This window comes from Nocardia callitridis, from assembly GCF_039543305.1.
Taxonomy (GTDB): Bacteria; Actinomycetota; Actinomycetes; order Mycobacteriales; family Mycobacteriaceae; genus Nocardia; species Nocardia callitridis.
Map to the genome: position 1 here is coordinate 263095 of NZ_BAABJM010000001.1, position 20496 is coordinate 283590.

Annotated in this window: 21 protein-coding genes; 10 read left to right on the forward strand and 11 right to left on the reverse strand. The window is 66.4% G+C overall.

All coding sequences use genetic code 11. The annotated features are described in order from the left end of the window. Positions 1 to 248 precede the first annotated feature (248 nt). The 7 genes from sigE (at position 249) to ABEA50_RS01195 (ending at position 5626) form a co-directional block, all read left to right on the forward strand. Complete coding sequence (gene sigE / locus ABEA50_RS01165; protein ID WP_425577499.1) at positions 249 to 1025, forward strand: RNA polymerase sigma factor SigE; 777 nt, start codon at positions 249 to 251, stop codon at positions 1023 to 1025. A gap of 74 nt (positions 1026 to 1099) precedes the next feature. Then, complete coding sequence (locus ABEA50_RS01170) at positions 1100 to 1489, forward strand: hypothetical protein (RefSeq protein WP_345493076.1); 390 nt, start codon at positions 1100 to 1102, stop codon at positions 1487 to 1489. Positions 1490 to 1499: 10 nt separating this feature from the next. Beyond that, on the forward strand, positions 1500 to 3038 hold the full coding sequence (locus ABEA50_RS01175; protein ID WP_345493077.1) for a S1C family serine protease: 1539 nt from the start codon (positions 1500 to 1502) through the stop codon (positions 3036 to 3038). A 33-nt stretch (positions 3039 to 3071) separates the two neighbouring features. Beyond that, the gene (tatB, locus tag ABEA50_RS01180; protein ID WP_345493078.1) at positions 3072 to 3497 is read left to right on the forward strand and encodes a Sec-independent protein translocase protein TatB; all 426 of its coding nucleotides are present in this window, start codon (positions 3072 to 3074) and stop codon (positions 3495 to 3497) included. Positions 3498 to 3566: 69 nt separating this feature from the next. Continuing rightward, positions 3567 to 4424, forward strand: coding sequence for a hypothetical protein (locus ABEA50_RS01185; RefSeq protein WP_345493079.1), 858 nt, complete (start codon positions 3567 to 3569; stop codon positions 4422 to 4424). A 246-nt stretch (positions 4425 to 4670) separates the two neighbouring features. Further along, positions 4671 to 5234: a hypothetical protein gene (locus tag ABEA50_RS01190; RefSeq protein WP_345493080.1), complete on the forward strand. Its 564-nt coding sequence runs from the start codon at positions 4671 to 4673 to the stop codon at positions 5232 to 5234. A 119-nt stretch (positions 5235 to 5353) separates the two neighbouring features. Next, positions 5354 to 5626 (forward strand): hypothetical protein, encoded by a 273-nt coding sequence (locus ABEA50_RS01195; protein WP_345493081.1) that lies wholly within the window; start codon positions 5354 to 5356, stop codon positions 5624 to 5626. A 277-nt stretch (positions 5627 to 5903) separates the two neighbouring features. Here the strand turns inward: ABEA50_RS01195 and ABEA50_RS01200 are convergent, their stop codons facing one another. The 6 genes from ABEA50_RS01200 to dapE all read right to left on the reverse strand — a co-directional run bounded on the left by ABEA50_RS01200 (position 5904) and on the right by dapE (position 12173). Continuing rightward, the gene (locus ABEA50_RS01200) at positions 5904 to 6833 is read right to left on the reverse strand and encodes a glucosyl-3-phosphoglycerate synthase (RefSeq protein ID WP_425577559.1); all 930 of its coding nucleotides are present in this window, start codon (positions 6831 to 6833) and stop codon (positions 5904 to 5906) included. 47 nt (positions 6834 to 6880) lie between these two features. Further along, positions 6881 to 7765, reverse strand: coding sequence for a dihydropteroate synthase (folP, locus tag ABEA50_RS01205; RefSeq protein WP_345493082.1), 885 nt, complete (start codon positions 7763 to 7765; stop codon positions 6881 to 6883). 48 nt (positions 7766 to 7813) lie between these two features. Then, positions 7814 to 9583 carry a long-chain-acyl-CoA synthetase gene (locus ABEA50_RS01210; RefSeq protein WP_345493083.1) on the reverse strand — a complete coding sequence of 590 codons (1770 nt, stop codon included), beginning with the start codon at positions 9581 to 9583 and terminating at the stop codon, positions 7814 to 7816. Positions 9584 to 9585: 2 nt separating this feature from the next. Further along, positions 9586 to 10176 (reverse strand): LOG family protein, encoded by a 591-nt coding sequence (locus ABEA50_RS01215; RefSeq protein ID WP_345493084.1) that lies wholly within the window; start codon positions 10174 to 10176, stop codon positions 9586 to 9588. After that, positions 10176 to 10994, reverse strand: a complete 819-nt coding sequence (locus ABEA50_RS01220) for an LOG family protein (protein ID WP_345493085.1) — start codon at positions 10992 to 10994, stop codon at positions 10176 to 10178. The genes ABEA50_RS01215 and ABEA50_RS01220 overlap by 1 nt, the downstream gene beginning before the upstream one ends. A 63-nt stretch (positions 10995 to 11057) precedes the next feature. Further along, positions 11058 to 12173: a succinyl-diaminopimelate desuccinylase gene (gene dapE / locus ABEA50_RS01225; protein ID WP_345493086.1), complete on the reverse strand. Its 1116-nt coding sequence runs from the start codon at positions 12171 to 12173 to the stop codon at positions 11058 to 11060. Between the two features lie 72 nt (positions 12174 to 12245). Between dapE and dapD the strand changes: the two genes are divergently transcribed. Next, complete coding sequence (gene dapD / locus ABEA50_RS01230; protein ID WP_345493087.1) at positions 12246 to 13193, forward strand: 2,3,4,5-tetrahydropyridine-2,6-dicarboxylate N-succinyltransferase; 948 nt, start codon at positions 12246 to 12248, stop codon at positions 13191 to 13193. Between the two features lie 219 nt (positions 13194 to 13412). Here dapD and ABEA50_RS01235 read toward each other — a convergent pair whose 3' ends face one another. Both ABEA50_RS01235 and ABEA50_RS01240 read right to left on the reverse strand, forming a co-directional pair. Further along, positions 13413 to 13817 (reverse strand): PPOX class F420-dependent oxidoreductase, encoded by a 405-nt coding sequence (locus ABEA50_RS01235; RefSeq protein WP_345493088.1) that lies wholly within the window; start codon positions 13815 to 13817, stop codon positions 13413 to 13415. Between the two features lie 43 nt (positions 13818 to 13860). Continuing rightward, positions 13861 to 15267 carry an acyl-CoA synthetase gene (locus ABEA50_RS01240; protein WP_345493089.1) on the reverse strand — a complete coding sequence of 469 codons (1407 nt, stop codon included), beginning with the start codon at positions 15265 to 15267 and terminating at the stop codon, positions 13861 to 13863. A gap of 134 nt (positions 15268 to 15401) precedes the next feature. Here ABEA50_RS01240 and ABEA50_RS01245 point away from each other — a divergent pair, with 134 nt between their 5' ends. Together ABEA50_RS01245 and ABEA50_RS01250 are read left to right on the forward strand one after the other, a co-directional pair. Continuing rightward, complete coding sequence (locus tag ABEA50_RS01245) at positions 15402 to 16253, forward strand: oxygenase MpaB family protein (RefSeq protein ID WP_345493090.1); 852 nt, start codon at positions 15402 to 15404, stop codon at positions 16251 to 16253. A 127-nt stretch (positions 16254 to 16380) separates the two neighbouring features. After that, positions 16381 to 17088 (forward strand): hypothetical protein, encoded by a 708-nt coding sequence (locus ABEA50_RS01250; protein ID WP_345493091.1) that lies wholly within the window; start codon positions 16381 to 16383, stop codon positions 17086 to 17088. Between the two features lie 16 nt (positions 17089 to 17104). On the opposite strand, the gene ABEA50_RS01255 is transcribed toward ABEA50_RS01250, so the two are convergent. The 3 genes from ABEA50_RS01255 to pruA all read right to left on the reverse strand — a co-directional run bounded on the left by ABEA50_RS01255 (position 17105) and on the right by pruA (position 20466). Beyond that, complete coding sequence (locus ABEA50_RS01255) at positions 17105 to 17737, reverse strand: TetR/AcrR family transcriptional regulator (protein ID WP_345493092.1); 633 nt, start codon at positions 17735 to 17737, stop codon at positions 17105 to 17107. An 84-nt stretch (positions 17738 to 17821) separates the two neighbouring features. Then, on the reverse strand, positions 17822 to 18778 hold the full coding sequence (locus ABEA50_RS01260; RefSeq protein WP_345493093.1) for a proline dehydrogenase family protein: 957 nt from the start codon (positions 18776 to 18778) through the stop codon (positions 17822 to 17824). A gap of 53 nt (positions 18779 to 18831) precedes the next feature. Next, positions 18832 to 20466: an L-glutamate gamma-semialdehyde dehydrogenase gene (gene pruA, locus ABEA50_RS01265; RefSeq protein ID WP_345493094.1), complete on the reverse strand. Its 1635-nt coding sequence runs from the start codon at positions 20464 to 20466 to the stop codon at positions 18832 to 18834. Positions 20467 to 20496 lie beyond the last annotated feature (30 nt).

Below are 20496 nucleotides of genomic sequence, written 5' to 3' on the forward strand. Positions count from 1 at the left end.
GCGAACCTGGCGCGCCGCAGGTGAAACTACCCGTGAGTTTTCTCAGGCGTCCTTCAGGATCTCCACACCCCGGCCATATCAGAGCAGGAAAGAGTGGTACTCGACGCAAGACCGCACGGCCGTTTAACACCGGGCGTGGGAACAACGACATACGTGTTGTCGGTTGTCACCACAGGAGAGGTTCGCAGATCCGAACCGATCCGAAATACCGACGTTTGCGGTCCCTAGTAGGAGGTAGCCCCATCCACATGGTCGATGCGGCGCATGAGCACGCCACCCTGCCGGAGCAGACCCTGCCGATCGAGAAGGGTCTTCCGGTCGAGAAAGCCCGGTTCAGCGGTGCGACCGCGGAGCCGGAGGGCACGCGTCCTGCCGAAACAGCAGCCGACTCCGGCGCCGATGCGAACCCGTCGGTGCCGGACGCGGAAATGACCGACCCGGAGATCGAACTGAGCGGCACGGCCGCGTTCGACGCTACCGGTGATCGCACGGCCATGCCGTCGTGGGACGAACTGGTGCGCGAGCACGCCGACCGCGTCTACCGGCTCGCCTACCGGCTCTCCGGCGACGCGCAGGACGCCGAGGACCTCACCCAAGACACCTTCATCCGGGTGTTCCGCTCGCTGTCGAATTACCAGCCGGGCACCTTCGAGGGCTGGCTGCACCGCATCACCACGAACCTGTTCCTGGATATGGTGCGGCGGCGCAATCGGATTCGGATGGAGGCGCTGCCCGAGGACTACGACAGGGTGCCTTCGGAGGGTCCCGGCCCCGAGCAGCTTTACCACGACGCTCGACTCGATCCCGATCTCCAGTCCGCGTTGGACGCGCTCGCCCCCGAATTCCGCGCCGCCGTGGTGCTGTGCGACATCGAGGGGCTGTCGTACGAGGAAATCGGCGCTACCCTCGGAGTGAAGCTGGGAACAGTGCGCAGTCGCATCCATCGTGGGCGACAGGCGTTGCGCGATTACCTCGCGCATAATGGAAGTGGCCAGCGGCTCGCCGCTGACGCGAACATAGGGTGACACGGAAGAGGATTGCCGATCGGCAGTCACTCGTATCCGGATCGGTTGATGTCGGTTGGAAGGGTGAGCACCGAATGAGTGGCGACTCGAGCACGTCAGGTCGTCGTCCGCCTCGTTTCCGCCCCACCGAGCACCTGGCCAGCGAGGCAGTCGCGGCCTATGTGGATGGCGAATTGCGGATGAACGCCTACTTGCGTGCCGCGCAACATCTTTCCGTGTGTGCCGAATGTGCCGCCGAGGTCGACGCGCAGCAGCAGGCGCGTATCGCGTTGCGCCGCGCCGACCAGGTCGCCATTCCCACCGGATTGCACGACAGCCTGACTCGAATTCCCTTGGCCGAATTGCCCGGCGGCGCCACGAGCAGGGCCGACGCCGCGCATGGAACACCGCGCAACGACGCGGTTTTCGGATTTCTTCCGGATTCGTTCACCGCGACTCGATGGACCACTTGGTGGCGCAAGTAGAGTTTCCGGCGTGACCACCGAATCGACGAACACCGGATCGGCCGACACCTCTGATTCGGCGGCCAACAGAGGGAATTTGCGGCCGCACGATGCGCCCGAACTCGGCCCGCGTCCGGTTTATCGACCTGAAGTCGACGAACACACCGCACAGGCTTTCGCGAGACCCGATGGCCAGGCCGGTTCCTTCGCGCAGCCGTTGCCGACGCGCGCCGAGGGCGCCGCACCGCCGCTGGGCCCCGAATTACAGAACCGCCCGCCGGACGCCGTGCTGGCCGAGGCGTTCTCCCGCCCCGAGGGCTCCGCTGAACTCCTGCAACGAGATCCGACGGCCTCGGACGCACCGCCGCCCGCGGCGGGTCCGAGCGATCCGTGGCGCGACCCCGACGCGGCCGCCCGGCTCGGCGCGCCCGCGTTGGCGACGCCGAGGGCCGAGGAACTGCCACCGGCGAACAAGCTGTCGGCACGCGAGGTGCTGTTCGGGTCGCGCGTCGCGCCGAAGGCACTTGCGCTGTTGGGTGTCTTGGCGCTGGTGCTCGGCCTGCTCGGCGGGCTGATCGGCAGGGTGACCGCCGAAACCACCTCGACGCTCACCTCCCGCAAGGTCGAACTGCAGCAGGGTTCCGACGCCGATCGCCCGCACGGCGAGATCGCCCAGGTGGCGGACGCGGTGTTGCCTTCGGTGGTGTCGATCCGTACGACCGTCGGCGATAATGGCAGCACCGGTTCCGGCGTGGTCATCGACGGCGCCGGCTACCTCGTGACCAACAATCACGTGGTGGCGATGGCGGCGCTGGACAAGTCGGGCAAGGCCGCGATCCAGGTGCAGTTCTCCGACGGCACACGGGTTCCCGCGAATATCGTCGGCCGCGACCAGAAGGCCGATCTGGCCGTCCTGAAGGTGGATGTGAAAAATCTCACCGTCGCGAAGTTGGGTAAGTCCAACGAGGTTCAGGTGGGCGACGACGTGCTGGCCATCGGTTCACCGCTCGGCCTGAGCAAGACCGTCACCTCCGGCATCGTCAGCGCGCTGCATCGTCCGGTGAAACTCGCGGGCGAGGAAAGCGACACCGACGCGGTGATCGACGCCGTGCAGACCGACGCCTCGATCAACCCGGGTAACTCCGGTGGCGCGCTGGTGGACCTCGATGGCCGAGTGATCGGCATCAACACCGCCATCCGCAGCGAGTCCGGCGGTTCGGTGGGTCTGGGGTTCTCGATTCCGGTGGACATGATGGTCGCGACCGCGCAGACGTTGATTCACGACGGCGTGGTGCATCACCCGACGATCGGAGTGAGCGCGAACACCAAGCAGGTCGCCAACGAGGTGATGAGTGGCGCCGCGGTGGCCGATGTCGCGCCGGGTGGCGCGGCCGCGAAGGCTGGCATCGTGGAGAACGACGTGATCGTTCGCGTCGGCGATCGCGAGGTGACCGGCCCGGACGAGCTGGTCGTCGCCGTGCAGTCGCGCAGTATCGGCGAGACGGTGAACGTGCAGGTCATCCGGGATGGCAGGCAGGTGGACATTCCTGTGACTCTGGAATCCGACTGACCTCGGCCGGCGGTGCGCGGGTAGCCTGTTCACGTGTTCAGCAATATCGGCTGGAGCGAGTTGGTCATCTTGCTCGTCGCCGCACTCGTGATCCTCGGACCGGAGCGACTGCCCGGCGCGATCCGCTGGACCACGCGCAGTTTGCGGCAGGTCCGCGACTACGCGAGCGGCGCGACCTCGCAACTGCGCGAGGAAATCGGCCCCGAGTTCGACGACCTGCGTAAACCGCTGGCCGATCTGAACGAACTGCGCAGGATGAGCCCTCGCAGCGTGGTAACCAAACATCTTCTGAATAATGACGATTCATTATTGAAGGACTTGGATGGTCTGTTGCCCAACAAGAATGACGTGTATGGGACAAACAGCGGAATGCCAGAGCACCCGAAGACGCCACCGCCGAGTCTGCAAAAGCCGTTGGCGCGCAACGAACCTCCGCCGATCGACATGGATGCCACCTGACCTGTGGTTTCCGTCGGAGCGTCAAGAAGCCTAGACGCACAGGGCAGTTCAGCTGTCTAGACTTCGCACATGTCGGCCGATGACGTGGCGCGAGTGTTCGCAATCGAGGATAAAGTCGAGCGACTCAAGGCGGCTACCGACGGGGTGGCGGCGGCGCAACAGACAATCAATGAGCTCACCAGGATTCGCCGTTCGGTGATCCGCGACCTGCATGACGAAGGCTGGACTTTCGCCAGAATAGGTGCGGCGGCGGGACTTTCCCGTGCCCGAATCCACCAGGTGAGCACCCAGGGACCCGCGCCGGAGGGGTTGTTCTTCGGGCACGGCGCGCTCACCGTCCTTGTTCCGGAAGTACGGGCGGGCCGGGTCATCGGCGCGCCGGACCCCGCGGCGCCGCAGCGCTTGTCGGAGTTGCTGCGCGAGTTGGGTTTCAGCGTCGAGATCGAGCATTTCCTGCCGGGTCGACCGGTGGATCTGAATCGCAACGGCCTGGTCGTGCTCGGCGGGCCGGAGCTCTCACCGAATTTGCGTCAGCTGATCATGGGCGACCCTCGGCTGCGCCGGACGGTGGCCAGGGCCGGTGACGCACGGCGCGGCATCGAGGACAGGGCGGCGCGTCGGGTGTATCGCCCCGGCGGGCCGGAGCCGCACGACATCGCCTACCTGGCCAGACTGCCGCGACCGGATGGCCGCGGCAGTGTGGTGATGATCGACGGGATGCATCCACCGGGGTCGCTCGGTGCGATCCGGCTGCTGGCCACCCGGCTGTCCACCCTGCACGAGCGGGCGAGCACCCAATTGTTCTCGGTGCTCGTCGCGTGCCGTTTCGATCGCGCGACGGGTGAGCCACTCGAAGCCGATCTGCTCACGCCGATCTACCGGCACGAATCTGAAACGCGTTTGCCCGCACCCGGCCAGCATCGCTGAATCCCGCAAAGCCGCCGCGGCCCATAGCGGGTCGGTGCGGGGTTGAACCGGCCAAAAACCGACCCCGGTTCGGTATCTAAACGCCACCTACGTGTATCAATAGAGTAATGTGACGCAGGTCACCACTCCCTTCCGATGACGGGGATTGCGAGCCGGTGTTTCAATTGCCAGAAGATAACTATGCGTTGGTAGGTGAGCTTCGTGAGTGGCACACGTTCGACAGCACATTCCGGACCGTCCGTTCCCATGTCCCGGCTGAAGCCCAGGACACCACAGCCCGCACAACAGACCTCGCAACCGTCACGGGGTACCGACACACCCCGACCCGTCGATACCTCGGGCCCGACGCTGGCCACCCACCGGGTGACCTACAGCGATCGGCTGAAGGTTTTCATCGGGCCGGGCGAGGTCATCTACAACTTCCTCCGTCCGCTGCGCAGGCTGGACGGATATCACCGCTACACCATCGACATGACCTGCCTGCCCGAACCGATGCGCGCCACCGAGATCACCCAGGTGGTCAGTTCCGCCCCAGGACGCGATTACCTGCGCTGCACCGGTTCGGCGGATGCCATGGCCATCGAGATGTCGGCCACCAGCCATGGGGTCACTCGGCGCTACACGATCGGCCGGGGCGGCGACCGCACCGGATTGCCCGACACCGACGTCTCGGCACCCTCGGGTGTGCACGTCCCGCGCGTGTATTCGGACGAGGTGTTCACCGCCGAGGAAGCCTCGGAGATTTTCACGTCCTATTTCCAGAGCGGCAGCGTCGCGCCGGGCTTCTACCTTCGCGAAACGGTCGCATAACACCAGCTGGCGAATGTCCACGACTTCCGGACACCAGCGCGCTCGATCAATGCTGAGAACGCCCGGCCGACAACACCTTTGCGGCCGACCAGGAACGCGACCGTGAAGGGGATGCAGCGGTGATTGTGCTCATTGTCGTCGGCGGCGCCGTGCTCGTGAGCGGCCTACTAGCCCTCGTCGTCGCCCTCAAGCTACGACCGACCACGGCACATCGGCATGTGACGGTCGCCGAGTTGCAGGCCCGGCTGGCCGAGGAGCACGCGGCCGAACGGCTACCGGAGCCCGAGGAGGCCGCCGACGCCGAGGGCCCGCCGACTCAGCCGCACACGATCGCGACCGAACAACGCGTCCGCGAGCCGATCGTCGAGCACCGCCGCCGCCGCGCGGAATAGGCCGCACGCCGTACCCAGGTGCCGAAGCCTCGCCCACCAAGACGAGCGACACCCGCACGCACGGTCACGTCGACGTGGTAACCAGGCCACGCGTTCAACGCGGTGTCGGCGCGTGCACAACCGCTGCCCGTCCCCACCGGCGTCAGCCTATTGGCCCGCAGTACTCGTTCGCATGTTCGGGCTGACCGAGGTACGGCGGCGTTCGAGCGGTCCAGTCACCCCTCGCAGCGGCCGAGCACCCGAGCCGTGGGGTGGGGAGCCGTGGTCGAACGACCCCTCATGCCGCGGCCCGCTGCGGGCGCAAGGTCTTCATCGGCGGCCGATCGACCAGCGAGACGTCGGTGCGCTGCGCGGTGAAGACCCCGTCGACCATGGGGAACTGGGTGAGCGGCGCACCGGAGTCCGAGACGCCACTGCGCCCGAGCGCGGTGCCGAGGATCTGGCGACTCATCACGCCCAGGTCGGCCAGCGGCCGGTTGCGGTGGGTGCGCACCCCCAGGTTCACCTGGCCGATCGCCGAGAGGCCGAGCCGGTCGTAGGTATCGAGCAACAGCCCGATCTCCACGCCGTAGCCGGGTGCGAACGGCACCGAGGTGAGTAATTCCCTGGTACCGGCGTACTCACCACCCAGTGGTTGCAGCAGCGGCGACAGTCCTGGTCGCAGCGCGGCGAGCAGCGGCCTGGCAACCAGTTCGGTGACCCGGCCGCCCCCGTGCGCATCAATCGAGTCACCTTGCCGCAACGGGCGACGGTAATAAGCCTTCACCAGGTGCATCTCGGGCATGGTCAACAGCGGACCGAGCAGCTTCGGGACGAAGGCGGGGTCCGGGTCGAGCAGATCGGAGTCGACGAAGGCGATCACGTCACCGCTGGTCACCGCAAGCGAACGCCAGAGGGCCTCGCCCTTGCCTGGCACCGGCTCCAGTTCCGGGATGGCCTGCTCGCGACTGAAGACCTCGGCGCCGGCGGCGCGCGCGCGTTCGGCGGTCGCGTCCGTTGACCCGGAATCGAGCACGATCAACTCGTCGACCAGGGTGCCGAGCAACGGCCGGATGCTGGCCACCACCTGCGCGACGGTGTCCTGCTCGTTCAACGCCGGCAGCACCACCGAGACGGTGCGGCCATTCTTGGCGGCGACGAGTTCACGCACCGACCAGGTCGGGGTCTCCCAGGAATGGGTTGTCGCCCATGCCGATTCGTGACGGATCGAGTCGTGCGGGAATTCGGACTCGTGTCGAATGTCGTGTGGGATTGTCAAACCAGACCTCGCAAGGTTCGTGCGGGGGGCCGGATTCCCTGAATCGCGGCGATCATATCCACCACGCGCCGGGTCGCGGCGACTTCGTGGACTCGAAAGACTCGGGCGCCCGCGGCGGCCGACCAAGCTGTTGCTGCCAATGTGCCCTCCAACCGTTCGGATAGTCCGACACCTAGAGTCTCCCCGATAAAATCCTTGTTGCTCAATGCCATAAGCACAGGCCACCGGGTATTTACAAGAACGTCGACTCCGCGCAACAACTCGAGCCCGTGATAGGTGTTCTTGCCGAAATCGTGCGTCGGATCGATCAGGATCGAATCCTCGTCGACACCTAGCGCTAACGCGCGCTCGGCCGAACGCACCACGGTCTCGGCGACATCGGCCACCACATCCGGATAACGCACCCGATGTGGACGGGTGCGTGGCACCGCGGCACCGGTGTGTGTGCATACGATGCCGACCCCTTCGGCGGCGGCCACCGCCACCAGTTCGGGGTCGGCACCCGCCCAGGTGTCGTTGATCAGGTCGGCGCCGACCGCTGCGGCGGCGCGCGCGACTTCCGAGCGCCAGGTATCGACACTGATCAACAGTTCCGAGTATTCGGCACGGATGGCCGCGACGAACGGCACCACCCGTCGCATCTCCTCGGCGGCGTCCACGGCGCTGCCCGGCCCCGCCTTCACCCCGCCGATATCGACCAGGTCGGCACCCTCGTCCACCGCGCGGGCGACGGCGGCCATGGCGGCATCGTCGTGGAAGGTCGCGCCCTTGTCGTAGAACGAGTCGGGGGTGCGGTTGACGATCGCCATCACCAACGCTCGATCCGTCGCGACCGGCCTACCGCACAGTGTCGGGGACGGTGTGACGATCGGGCTACCCATCTCTTGACTGTAACCAGCGGTGCCGGTCGGTCGAATACGCAGGCCGGGCTAGTTCTTCGGTGCCTTACCCTCGGCGACCTCGGCGGGGTAGGCGGCGTAGGCGGGTACATATCCCTCGGCCTTGCCCGCGAGCACGTAGAGGACGCTCTCGTCATCGGCTTCGTAGCCCTGCTTGCGCAACTCGACCTTGCGGCTCTTGAAGGTCGAGGTCTGCGCCAGCGTCGCGACGGTGCGAACGAACAACGGCACCGCGTAGCCTGGCAGTTTCCGGTACGCCTGTTCGGCCAGGGCTCGACCGTCGAACTCGGCGCCGTCGCGCAGCGTCACCGCCGCCATCCCCGCCTTGCCGTCCGTGCCGGGAATCCGCACGCCGTAGACCACGGACTGTTCGATCGCGTCCGCTTGATCGAGGACGCCCTCGACCTCGGTCGTCGCGACGTTCTCCCCCTTCCACCGGAAGGTATCGCCGAGCCGGTCGACGAAGGCGATGTGCTTCCACCCCTGGTCGCGCACCAGGTCACCGGTGTCGAACCAGACGTCGTCGGGCTTGAAGCCAGCGCGCACCAGCTTCGCCTCGGAGGCCGCCTTGTCGGTGTAGCCGTCGAACGGTGAACGGTCGGTGACCTTCGACAGCAGCAACCCGACCTCGCCGGTGCCGACACGACGCAGGCGGCCTTTGTTGTCCCGCTTGGCTTTTCCGGTGGCCTCGTCGTACTCCACCACCGCGTAGGGCAGCGGCCCGAATCCGGCGGTGCGATCGAGACCGAAGGCGTTGACGAAGGCGACGTTCGCCTCGCTCGCGCCGTAGAACTCGACGATGCGCGGGATCCCGAACCGGTCCTTGAACTCGTCCCACAGTTCCGGGCGCAGGCCATTGCCCACCGCGAGGCGGATACGGTGTTCGCGATCGGAGGGTTTGGCGGGCTGGTTGAGCAGGTACCGACACAGCTCACCGATGTAGATGAACGCGGTGGCCTGCTCGCGAACGACCTCGTCCCAGAACCGCGACACCGAGAAGTTGCGCCCGAGCGCGAAGGTTGCCCCCGCCGACAGCACCGTCGACAGCGCGACGGTGAGCGCGTTGTTGTGATAGAGCGGCAGACACGAATACAGGGTGTCGTTGCCGTGCAGGCGAATTCCGAGTCCGCCGAGTCCCGCCATGCTCTTGGTCCAGCGCAGATGTGTCATCACGCTGGCCTTCGGCAGGCCGGTGGTGCCCGAGGTGAAGATCAGGAACGCGCGCTCACCCGCGGTGACCTCGCCGCAGCTGGCAGGATCGGTTGCGTCCGCTTTCCGCGAGAGCGCATGTAACTGCTTGGCGGACAACACATTCGATGGTTCTTCCGGCAGCGATTCGATGGCATCCGCGCATTCCTCGCCGACCACGTTGAGCACGCTGTTCAGCAGGCCGAAGCTGTGTGCGAGGACGCGATCGCGCTGATGGTGGTTGAGCAAACCGACCGTCGCGCCGAGCTTCACCGTGGCCAACACCACGAACAACGTTTCCGGCCGATTCGTCATCAGCACGCCGACGACGTCGCCGCGCCCGACCCCCTGCTCGGCGAGAACGGACGCGTACCGGTTGACCTCGGCGTTGGCCTCGCCGTAGCGGTAGACGGTGGATTCGAAGCGCAGGAACGCCCGATCGGGGTGCCGGTGGGCATTACGTTGGAAATACAGTCCCACCGAGGATTTGCTGCTCGAGGTGACCAGCATGTTCGGTACATTGCGCACCATGCCCGGCGCGTCGAGGGCCATCGCGGGCAGGCTCTTGAGCAGGTCGACCAGTCCGACCGTCGACCGAGCGTCCTTACTCACATTCAGCTCTCTTCGTCGGGGGTACCGCCTAACACCTCCAACGCCGCGAACGCGGCGGGAAGATCGGTGACCACGGTAACGCGATCCATCGCTGTCTGGGGAACGAACTTTCGGTCCTGGAGCTCGGTCAACCAGCGAAACAGGCCGGTATAGAACCCGTCCAGATCCAGGATGACGACCGGCTTGTCGTGCTGGCCGAGGTAGCCGCCGGTCCATGCCTCGAAGAATTCTTCCATGGTGCCGATGCCACCGGGCAGCGTGAGAAAGGCGTCAGCACGGTCCTCCATCACCTGCTTGCGCTGGCGCATGGTGTCGGTGACGACGAGTTCGTCGGCGGCGGTGTCGGCGACCTCTTGGTGCACAAGGTGTTTCGGGATGACGCCGATGGTGTTGGCACCGCCTTCGCGCGCCGCGACGGCCACCGCGCCCATCATCGAAACCCGGCCGCCACCGGAGACCAATTGCCAACCACGCCTGGCGATTTCCGTGCCCACATCGGCGGCAAGGGTGAGATAGGACTGCTCGTGCGTGCTCGCCGAGCAATACACGCACACGGTGTAGCGCTCGGTCGGGGTCTGTTTCGCGTCGGCCATCACTCGTTCTCCGTACCTGCCGCTGGCCCGTCGGCCGCTTCCGTACCACCGGATTCGGCATTGGCCACCACGATGTTCACCACGTCGTCGATGCTGTCGGTGACGTGCAGCAGTTCGAGATCCTCCGGCGAGACCTTGCCGGAGGCGGCCAGCGTGCCGCGCAACCAGTCGACCAGGCCCGCCCAGTACTCGCTGCCGAACAGGATGATCGGAAAACGGGTGATCTTGCGGGTCTGCACCAGAGTGAGCGCCTCGAACAACTCATCGAGCGTGCCGAAACCGCCTGGCAGACAGACGAAGGCCTGCGAGTACTTCACGAACATCGTCTTGCGGACGAAGAAGTAGCGGAAGTTGATCCCGAGATCGACCCAGTCGTTGAGGCTCTGTTCGAACGGCAACTCGATGCCGAGGCCGATGGAATAGCCGCCCGCCTCCGAGGCACCGCGGTTGGCCGCCTCCATGGCACCCGGTCCGCCGCCGGTGATCACCGCGAATCCGGCCTTGGCCAGCGCGGTGCCCAGTGCCATGCCGGTTTCGTACTCGGGATGATCGGTAGGCGTGCGCGCCGACCCGAAGAGGGTGACCGCCTTCGGTACCTCCGCGAGCGCGCCGAACCCTTCGACGAACTCGGCCTGGATGCGGAGCACGCGCCAGGGGTCGGTGTGCACCCAATCGGAGTCGCTGCGTTGGTCGAGGAGGTTGCGGTCGGCGGTGCTCGCGCCTTCCTTGCGATCACGGCGGAACATGATCGGCCCGCGGAACTTCGCTGTCGACTTCGGCTTGGGGGCAACCTCGTGGTCGGCGGCGTCGGTAGACATGCCGATTACGCTACCGCCCAGCTGAGCGCGAATCTCGAGCAGGCGAAAGAAGTCGTCGCCCGTTCAGCTGCTGGTTCGGCGTTCGTCGGTGAGATAGCTGCGCAGCAGTTCGGTGACGGCGCCGATCTGCGCCACCGGCACGTGCTCGTCGCGCTTGTGCGCCAGGTTGGGATCGCCGGGGCCGAAGTTGACGGCGGGGATCCCGCGCGCGGCGAAGCGCGAGACATCCGTCCATCCGTACTTGGCGCGCACGCCAGCACCGCCACGGCCGTTCACCGTCGACACCAGGTGTGCGGCGGCGGGCGCGGTGAGTCCGGGAAGTGCGCCCGGTGCGGCATCGGTGACCTCGAAGCCGAGGTCCAGGCCCGCGAACACCTCGCGAACGTGTGCGATCGCCTGCTCGACGGTGCGGTCGGGCGCGAAGCGGAAGTTCACGTCCACCTCGGCGACATCCGGCACCACATTGCCCGCGACGCCGCCGGTGACCCGGACCGCGGAGAGCCCTTCCCGGTATTCGAGGCCGTCGATGTCGACCGTGCGTGCGTGATAGTCCGACAGCCGGGAGAGCACCGGCGACAATCGATGAATCGCGTTGTCGCCCAACCATGCTCGGGCCGAGTGCGCACGCGTTCCCGACGTGCTCAGCCGAACCCGCAGCGTGCCTTGGCATCCTGCTTCGATCCAGCTACCGGAGGGCTCCCCGAGCACGGCGAGGTCGCCGCTCAACCATTCGGGTAGGTCCCGTTCCACCGACCCGAGGCCGTTGAACTCCGCCGCGATCTCCTCGCAGTCGTAGAAGATCAACGTCAGGTCGTGCACGGGTTCGGCGACCGTCGCGGCCAGGTGCAGGAACACCGCGTCGCCGGACTTCATGTCGACCGTGCCGCATCCGTACAGCACTCGCTGTCCGTCCTCGTCGACCTCGAACCGGCCAGGCACATTGTCGGCGATGGGCACCGTGTCCAGGTGTCCGGCGAGGATCACCCTCGTCGGCAACCCACGATTGGTACGCGCGAGCACTACGTTCCCGTGCCGCAGCACCTCGAATCCGGTGGTCTGCTCGCGCAACGCACGCTCGACGACGTCGGTGATCGCCGCCTCGTCTCGCGACACGCTCGGGATGTCCACCAGGGCGGCGGTGAGCGTGATCGGGTCGGCGCGCAAGTCGATGGTCGTCACGCGGTCAGCCTACGGGCGGCCGCTCCGACGGGGATTCACCCATCGGCAGCAGGGTCGGTAACCTCTGTCGATGTGAGCATTCAGGGAGCAGCTGCCATCGGTATCGCCAACGTCACCACGGACGGGACCGTCCTCGACACCTGGTACCCGAGCCCGGAGTTGGGTGAGTTCGATGCCACCGGCTCCCAGCGACTGGAGCAGGTGCCCGAGGAGTACGCGGCCCTGCTCGGTGTGGATGAAGCCCGCGGCGTCGAGGTGATCGCGGTGCGCACCACCATCGCGGACCTGTCCTCGGCCCCGGTCGACGCGCACGATGTCTACCTGCGCCTGCACCTGCTTTCGCACCGCCTGGTTCATCCGCACGGCCTGAGCCTGGACGGCCAGTTCGGTCTGCTCAGCAATGTGGTGTGGACCAACCATGGACCGGCGGCCGTCGAGGGCTTCGAGGTCACCCGCGCCAAGCTGCGCGCGCGTGGCCCGGTGACGGTGTACAGCATCGACAAGTTCCCGCGCATGGTCGATTACGTGATCCCCACCGGCGTGCGCATCGGCGACGCGGACCGCGTCCGGCTCGGCGCGCACCTGGCTTCGGGCACCACCGTCATGCACGAGGGCTTCGTGAACTTCAACGCGGGCACGGTCGGCAACTCGATGATCGAGGGTCGCATCTCGGCGGGTGTCGTGGTAGGCGACGGCTCCGACGTCGGCGGCGGCGCCTCGACGATGGGCACCCTCTCCGGCGGCGGCAAGACCGTCATCTCCATCGGCGAGCGCTCCTTGCTCGGCGCCAACGCGGGCCTGGGCATCCCCCTCGGCAACGACTGTGTTTTGGAAGCGGGCCTCTACCTCACCGCGGGCACGAAGGTCACCACGCCCGACGGCACCACGATCAAAGCCGCCGAACTCAGCGGCCGCGACAACCTGCTGTTCCGCCGCAACTCCCAGTCCGGCGCGGTAGAGGTAGTCCCCCGCAAGGGCACCGGCATCGAACTCAACGCCGCACTACACGCCAACGACTAGGCGCGCTCGTACCAAGATCAACAGGGTCCCCCTGCTGGACCGGGACTCGATTCTCTCGCTGGTGACCTGGTGATCTTCGATCCACAAGGACCCGGTCGGCGGCGCGGGAGTTCAGCGCCGCCGACCGGTAGGCAGGGTTCGAGTCGGCCTGGGTCTGGGTCTCCTCGGAACCCGTGTAGTTCGACTTCTACTATGGGCGGCCACACTGAGGACTGACCCTTACGCAGGCTGAGAATCGCCTGGTAGTTCCTGCTCGAGACCGAAGGCGATGATTCGCCTCGGGTGAATGCGGATCATCTCGCGGGAGTCGACCGCGACGTAGGGCTCGATGTCGGTCAGCGCTTCTGCGGTGCCGCGGATTTCGAGGTATCGGACGTGACGCGGGTCCAAGGACGAGGGCACGTCGTCGACGATGAAGGCGATCTGGTTGTTGTGGGCGAGGTTGCGGAACTTGTATGAGGCACCCATTTTCCAGCCCGCGATGTCGATGGTGCGGTGCTCGGGGTTGTAGCGGAAGCCGACGGGGTTGTTCTGCAAGGTGCCGTCGGCGCGTGCGGTGGCCAGCCGTCCCAGCGGCTGGCTGCGCAGGTATTCGATCTGTTCGGGGGTGAAAGTCGCTGTCATGCCTCGACGGTAAAACCTCGAGTTAGCTAGAGGTCAAGGCCGTTCAGGCGAGCAGCTTCTTCTGCACCTTTCCCATGGCGTTGCGCGGGAGCGTGTCGACGATGCGCATTTCCCTCGGCCGTTTGTGGACCGAAAGCTGGTGGGCCACATGGTCGATCAGTTCGGTTTCGGTGACGTCCGCACGCAGCACGACGTAGGCGACGATGCGTTGTCCGAGATCGTCGTCGGGGACTCCGACCACCGCGGCTTCGGCGACCGCCGCGTGACCCAGCAGCGCGGTCTCCACTTCGCCCGCGCCGACGCGGTAACCGCCGGATTTGATGAGGTCCACCGATTCCCGTCCGACGATGCGATGGAAGCCGTCGGGATCGATGACGGCGACATCGCCGGTGATGAACCAGCCGTCGTCGGTCCAGCTGGCGGCATTGGCGTCAGCCCTGCCCAGGTAGCCGTCGAAAAGCATGGGACCGCGCACCTGGAGTCCGCCGATGTTCTCACCGTCGTGTGCGACGTCGGCACCGGTTTCGTCGCGCAACCGGGTTTCCACACCGCGCACCGGTGTGCCGACCCAGCCGGGACGACGTTCACCGTCGGCCCTGGTGGAGAGGGTGATCATGGTTTCGCTCATGCCGTAACGCTCGATCGGCGCGTGGCCGGTGAGTTCGCGCAGCCGTTCGAAGACGGGGACCGGAAGCGGCGCGCTACCGGAGACGAGAACGCGAGCGTCTGCCAATGCGCGTGCCGCATCAGGGTTTTCGGCGATTCGCGACCATACGGTCGGCACGCCGAAGTACAGGGTTCCACCCGCTTCGGCGTAAGCCTGCGGTGTCGGCTTGCCGGTGTGCACCAGCGGGCTGCCCACCCGCAGCGGGCCCAGCAGGCCGAGGATCAGTCCGTGGACATGGAACAACGGAAGGCCGTGCACCAGAATGTCTTTCGAGGTCCATGACCACGCATCGGCAAGCGCGTCCAGCCCCGCCGCGATGGCACCCCTGGAAAGCAGGACACCCTTGGGCGGCCCGGTGGTCCCGGAGGTGTAGAGAATGAAAGCCGTTGTCTCGGCGGGGGGTTCGGGGTATTGGTGCCACGACCTCGCGTGCGTGCGCACGGGAACCACCGGGAGGTCAGTGCCCTCGAGTGCCCTGCCCAGCCAGGCTTGTGCGCCCGAATCGGTGAGGATGTGCGTCAATTCGGCCGCGCCGGAGTCGGGCGGCACCGGCACCACGGTCACCCCCGCGAGCAAGCAGCCGACGACCGCGAGCACCGTCCGCACGGTCGGCTCCGCCAGGATCGCCACCCGCTCGGCGACGGCGATGCGTTCGGCGACCGAGGTGGCGGCGCCGAGCAGATCGCTGCGCGAGAGGGTGACCCCCTCTATCGTGACGGCGTCGGGAATATCCGCACCCGCCGCGACGGCCAGCGGGTCGAGCGAACGAAGCAGCAACGACATGCGTTTACCGTACTGCGCGAGCTCGGTGACCTTTCGCCCGCTCACCCGCCGGTAGCGGCCCCCGTATGGTTGACACCCCTCGGTGAGACGTTGACACTGTTTATATATTTTCCTCTCACGAAACGGGGTCAACGATGATCAGGCCATCGCGCGCGGCGGCGGAGGACACCGCGCCAACAGAGCTCGATATCACCCGCTTCGTGTACGGCGCCAGCGCTTTCCTCGGCGGCACCGCGAACGTGATCATGCAGCTGAGCAACCGACCCGTCGGCTACGGCGTCCTGGAGAGCACGGTCGACAGCGGCAAGGTCACCCTGCATCCGCTGAAGCGGTTGCGCACGACCCTCACCTATCTGTCGGTGGCGCTGCTCGGCACCGAGCGCGACCGCGAGGACTATCGCGAGGCGGTGAACGTGTCACACCGCGCGGTGCACTCGAACGCGTCGAGCCCGGTGCGCTACAACGCATTCGACCCCGCACTACAACTGTGGGTCGCCGCCTGCCTGTACTGGGGAACGGTCGATCTCTACGAACGAATGCGCGGCCCGGTGGACGCGGCCAGCGCCGAGTTGCTCTACCAGCACGGCGCCCACCTCGGCACCACGTTGCAGATGCGCGCGGACATGTGGCCACCCGACCGCGAGGCGTTCACCCGCTACTGGGACAAGACGCTGGCCGAGACCACCATCGACCCGCCGATCCGGGAGTACTTCGACGACCTGATCGACCTGAAGATGTTGCCGCTGCCCCTGCGCGTGCCCTTCGCGGGCATCCACCGCTTCTTCGTCTCCGGCCTGCTTCCGCAGCACCTGCGCGAGCAGATGGGAATCACCTGGAGCGAGCGCGACGAACGCCGCCTCGACCGTGTTCTGCGCACCCTCGGCGCCACCAGCGCCGCGCTCCCGAAACCGCTGCGCATGTTCCCGTTCAACGCCTATCTGATCGACATGCGGATTCGGCGCAGGCTCGGCCGAGGTCTCGTGTAGCCGCGCACGGCGGCGAATATTCAGCTTCGGTAGCTAAAGGCGAATACCGCGCACAACAACCCCGTCGGCGGGCAATACTCGTTTCACTCTGTTTTCTGAGCACACCTAGCGCGGAACGGAGAATTCGATGGGCAAACGCAGCACGGTGATCGTCGGAGCCTGCTTCGCACTCGCACTCGCGTTTCCTTTTTCCACCGCACACGCCGCCCCCGACATACCGCCGCCGGTCCCGCCGCGCACAGCCATCGCCCTGCGCTCCCCGGTTCTCCAGTGGGGCACCCCGAATGAGCACGAGCGGCGGTCGGGATTGTCGCTGACCAAGCTCTACGTGGTCGACTACGCGCTGCGCCACGGCGACCACTCCGCCGCCGATCGCGACCTGTCCGAACGCATGATCAGCTACTCCGACGACGGCGCGGCGACCGAGCTGGATTCGAAGTATCCGCAGGCCATCGATGCCGTGGCCGCCGAATACCACCTCACCGAAACCGGCCGAGGCGCCGAGTGGGGCACCGCGACCACCAGCGCCGCCGACGTATCGGACTTCCTGGCGGCCAAGCAGCGCACCGATCCCGAGTCACCGATTCTGCGCTGGATGGCCGACGCGGGCGCGACCGCGGCCGACGGCACCGCACAGGACTGGGGCACCGCACGGCTGCCTTCGGTGCGCGGAACGAAGTGGGGATGGTCGGACGCCGGTGAACCCGAAGTCGCCTCGGCGTCCTACGGCCCGGGCTTCGCGGTCACCGCCCACACCCGGGGGACCGCCGACGAGCAGACCGCCGACGTGATGGACGCGCTGGCGGAGGTCATCGCCGTGCTGTTTCCGCGCTGAACCGCACACCGCGCCGTCACGGCACCCGGAACGAGACCGCCACGTGGTCGCGGGCGAATCGACGAATCGCCTGCTCGTCCTCGAGCGGGATCACGGTCTGCGGTGTGAGCGCGAGCGACAGCGCGGTGCGCGCGATCATCTCGGCCAGCGGCTCGGGATCGTATTCGGGCAACCGACCTTCGCGCTGCAACCGGGTGATGAACTCGGCCACGTAGTCGCGGCCGAGTTCGAGGACGGGCGCGCCACGGGTGGTGAGGTAGGGCAGGACGAGTTCCGGTTCGGTCGCCAACAATCGGTGGACCAGCTGGTTGTCGCGCAGCCCGCTGATGAACGCGGCGAACAGTTCGACGATCTGTTGCTCGGCGTCCGCATCCTGATCGATGTGGCGTTGCAGCGCGGCATCGACCTGTTCGACGAATTCGCGGGTCTGGCGCAGGCCGACGGCTTGGATGAGGTCGGACTTGCTGGAGAAGCGCCGATACAGCGTCGCCAACGACAGTCCACAGCGCCGCGCGACCTCCACCATGCTGGTGCGTTTGACCCCGAAATCCAGGAAGGCGACCAGCGCGGCGTCCAGCACCCGTGTCTGATTGCGATCCTCCGGCTCGGTGCTGCGCACGAGCGGGAGCAGTTTGGTCAACCTCGCCATGACCTCATGGTATCGGCGGCGGCGAAATGATGACGCGATGACTATCGCACGGCATCAATTGACGCTGTGCCAGTACTCGGCAGCTCAGGAGTCACGAACCAACGCGCGCAGGAAGAACCGCAGGTTTCCCGGCCGTTCCGCCAGCCGCCGCGTGAGGTAGCGGTACCAGGCGTCGCCGTAGGGCACATACACCCGCACCGTCGCGCCCGCGTGCACCAGCCGCGCCTGCTCGGATTCGCGCACGCCGTAGAGCATCTGATGTTCGAAACCGTCTGTTTCCCTGCGGGTTTCCAGCCGCAGCCGCTCGGCGGCGTTGATCGCCACCGGGTCGTGCGAGGCCACCATCGGATACCCGTCGCCGCACATCAGGATGGCGAGGCACCGCAGGTAGGAATCGGTCACATCGCGCCCCCGATGCGTCGCGATGTCGACGGGCTCGTGATACGCGCCCTTGCACAACCGAATTCGCGAGTCCGGTCCTGCCAACTCGTGGCAGTCGGTCGCGGTGCGGTGCAGTTGCGCCTGCAAAGCCACACCGAGCAGGGGGAACTCCTCGCGCAGTTCGCGCACCGTCGCCAGCGTGGCATCGGTAGTGGTGTGGTCCTCGGCATCGACGGTCACCCACACCCCAGCCTGCGCGGCCTTGGTGCAGATAATGCGCAAATTCTCGGTCGCGAGATCCTTACCGGCGCCCGGCAACGCCTGCCCGAGCGCCGAGAGTTTCACCGACACCTCGACCGGCGCCACCTCGGTACTCGCCAGCGCGGGACTGTAGCGCGAGGCCAATTCGTTGATGAGCGAAACATATTCGGCCACCACCGCGTCCGCCTGATCGGCTTCGGTGATGTTCTCGCCGAGATAATCGACGCTCACCATGCGTCCGCCGCGACGCAGCGCATCCACCGCGTCCAATAATTCGGCCCTGGTCTCCCCCGCCACGAATCGTCGAACCACGGCGGCGGTGACAGGAACCTTGGTGATGAACTCGCGCATTCTCGCCGAATTGGCCGCCGCGAGAATCACCGGCCGTAGCGGGTTCATGCCGAGCCGGGTAGTACGGTCGCGCCGGACGCCGTGCGATGCTGTGTCATCGACTACACCTCCATGTGCGGGTATCGGTAATCCACTGCGGGAACGAAGGTTTCCTTGATGACGCGCGGTGCCACCCAGCGCACGAGATTCAGCGGCGAACCCGCCTTGTCGTCGGTCCCCGAGCCACGCGCGCCGCCGAACGGCTGCTGCCCGACCACGGCGCCGGTGGGCTTGTCGTTGACGTAGAAATTGCCCGCCGCGAAACGCAGTGCGGTACTTGCCTGTTCGATCGCGTGCCGATCGCGCGCGAACACGGCTCCGGTCAACGCGTACGGCGCCGCCGACTCCACCTCGGCCAGGATCGCCGCGTACGCGCCGGGTTGGTCGTCGTCATAGACGTGGACGGCGAGGATCGGGCCGAAGTACTCGGTGGCGAACGCCTCGTCGTGTGGGTCATCCACCAGCAGCACCGTCGGGCGAACGAACCAACCCTCGCTGTCGTCGTAGGTCCCGCCGACCGGAATGGTGATCCCGGCGGCGCGGGCGCGCTCCAGCGCGGCGACGTTCTTGTCGAAAGCACGTCGATCGATCAGCGCGCCACCGAAATTCGACAGATCGGCCACATCGCCATAGGTGAGCCCGTCGACCAGATGCAGGAAATCCGCACCCATCGCCCGCCACACCGAGCGCGCGATGTAGGCGCGCGAGGCGGCCGAACACTTCTGACCTTGATACTCGTAGGCGCCGCGAATCAGGGCCGTCCGCAGCGCGTCCGGCTCGGCCGAGGAGTGCGCGACGATGAAATCCTTGCCGCCGGTCTCCCCCACCAACCGCGGATAGCCGTGGTAACGGCCGATATTCGCGCCGACCTGCTGCCACAGATAGTGGAAGGTCTTGGTGGAACCGGTGAAGTGAATCCCGGCCAGCCGGGGATCGGCAAGCGCCACCTCCGACAGCTCGACGCCGTCACCGGTCACCAGGTTGATCACACCGGGCGGCAACCCAGCCGCTTCCAGCAGCGTCATCGTGTAATACGCGGCCAGCGTCTGGGTCGGCGACGGCTTCCAGATCACCGTGTTGCCCATCAGCGCGGGTGCGGTGGGCAGATTCCCCGCGATAGCGCTGAAGTTGAACGGGGTGATCGCGTAGACGAATCCCTCCAACGGCCGATAGTCGAAGCGGTTCCACACGCCGGGGCCGGACTCGGGCTGTTGAGCGATGATCTGGCGCGCGAAGGCCACATTGAATCGCCAGAAGTCGATCAGCTCACAGGGTGCGTCGATCTCGGCCTGTTGCGCGGACTTGGACTGACCGAGCATGGTCGCGGCGGCCACCGTCTCGCGCCACGGTCCGGCGAGCAGGTCGGCGGCGCGCAGGAGAACCGAGGCGCGTTCGTCGAAGGGCAGCGCACGCCAGCCCGGCGCGGCGTCGATCGCGGCATCGATGGCCGTGCGCGCGTCGTCATGCGTGGCGTCGGTGTAGGAGCCGAGCACGTGCCGATGGCGGTGCGGAGCAACGATATCGTGGCGCTCGCCGACGCCGTGTCGATGTTGTCCACCGATCACCAACGGCACGTCGACCGAATTCTCGGCAACCTCTTTAAGTTTGCCGATCAGTAGCTCACGCTCAGAACTACCCCGAGCATAAGAATGCGCCGGTTCGTTTCGTGGCGGAGGGACAACCGAGACAGCGTCCATAACCCAAGGTTAACGCCGTGACCCCAGCGC

What these genes read in the sequence shown, in the direction of transcription:
- sigE (WP_425577499.1), top strand. Translation starts at nt 249, where the DNA reads ATGGTCGATGCGGCGCATGAGCACGCCACCCTGCCGGAGCAGACCCTG.
- ABEA50_RS01170 (WP_345493076.1), top strand. Translation starts at nt 1,100, where the DNA reads ATGAGTGGCGACTCGAGCACGTCAGGTCGTCGTCCGCCTCGTTTCCGC.
- ABEA50_RS01185 (WP_345493079.1), top strand. Translation starts at nt 3,567, where the DNA reads ATGTCGGCCGATGACGTGGCGCGAGTGTTCGCAATCGAGGATAAAGTC.
- ABEA50_RS01190 (WP_345493080.1), top strand. Translation starts at nt 4,671, where the DNA reads ATGTCCCGGCTGAAGCCCAGGACACCACAGCCCGCACAACAGACCTCG.
- folP (WP_345493082.1), bottom strand. Translation starts at nt 7,765, where the DNA reads ATGGGTAGCCCGATCGTCACACCGTCCCCGACACTGTGCGGTAGGCCG.
- ABEA50_RS01215 (WP_345493084.1), bottom strand. Translation starts at nt 10,176, where the DNA reads ATGGCCGACGCGAAACAGACCCCGACCGAGCGCTACACCGTGTGCGTG.
- ABEA50_RS01220 (WP_345493085.1), bottom strand. Translation starts at nt 10,994, where the DNA reads ATGTCTACCGACGCCGCCGACCACGAGGTTGCCCCCAAGCCGAAGTCG.
- ABEA50_RS01235 (WP_345493088.1), bottom strand. Translation starts at nt 13,817, where the DNA reads ATGACAGCGACTTTCACCCCCGAACAGATCGAATACCTGCGCAGCCAG.
- ABEA50_RS01240 (WP_345493089.1), bottom strand. Translation starts at nt 15,267, where the DNA reads ATGTCGTTGCTGCTTCGTTCGCTCGACCCGCTGGCCGTCGCGGCGGGT.
- ABEA50_RS01245 (WP_345493090.1), top strand. Translation starts at nt 15,402, where the DNA reads ATGATCAGGCCATCGCGCGCGGCGGCGGAGGACACCGCGCCAACAGAG.
- ABEA50_RS01250 (WP_345493091.1), top strand. Translation starts at nt 16,381, where the DNA reads ATGGGCAAACGCAGCACGGTGATCGTCGGAGCCTGCTTCGCACTCGCA.
- ABEA50_RS01255 (WP_345493092.1), bottom strand. Translation starts at nt 17,737, where the DNA reads ATGGCGAGGTTGACCAAACTGCTCCCGCTCGTGCGCAGCACCGAGCCG.
- ABEA50_RS01260 (WP_345493093.1), bottom strand. Translation starts at nt 18,778, where the DNA reads ATGAACCCGCTACGGCCGGTGATTCTCGCGGCGGCCAATTCGGCGAGA.
- pruA (WP_345493094.1), bottom strand. Translation starts at nt 20,466, where the DNA reads ATGGACGCTGTCTCGGTTGTCCCTCCGCCACGAAACGAACCGGCGCAT.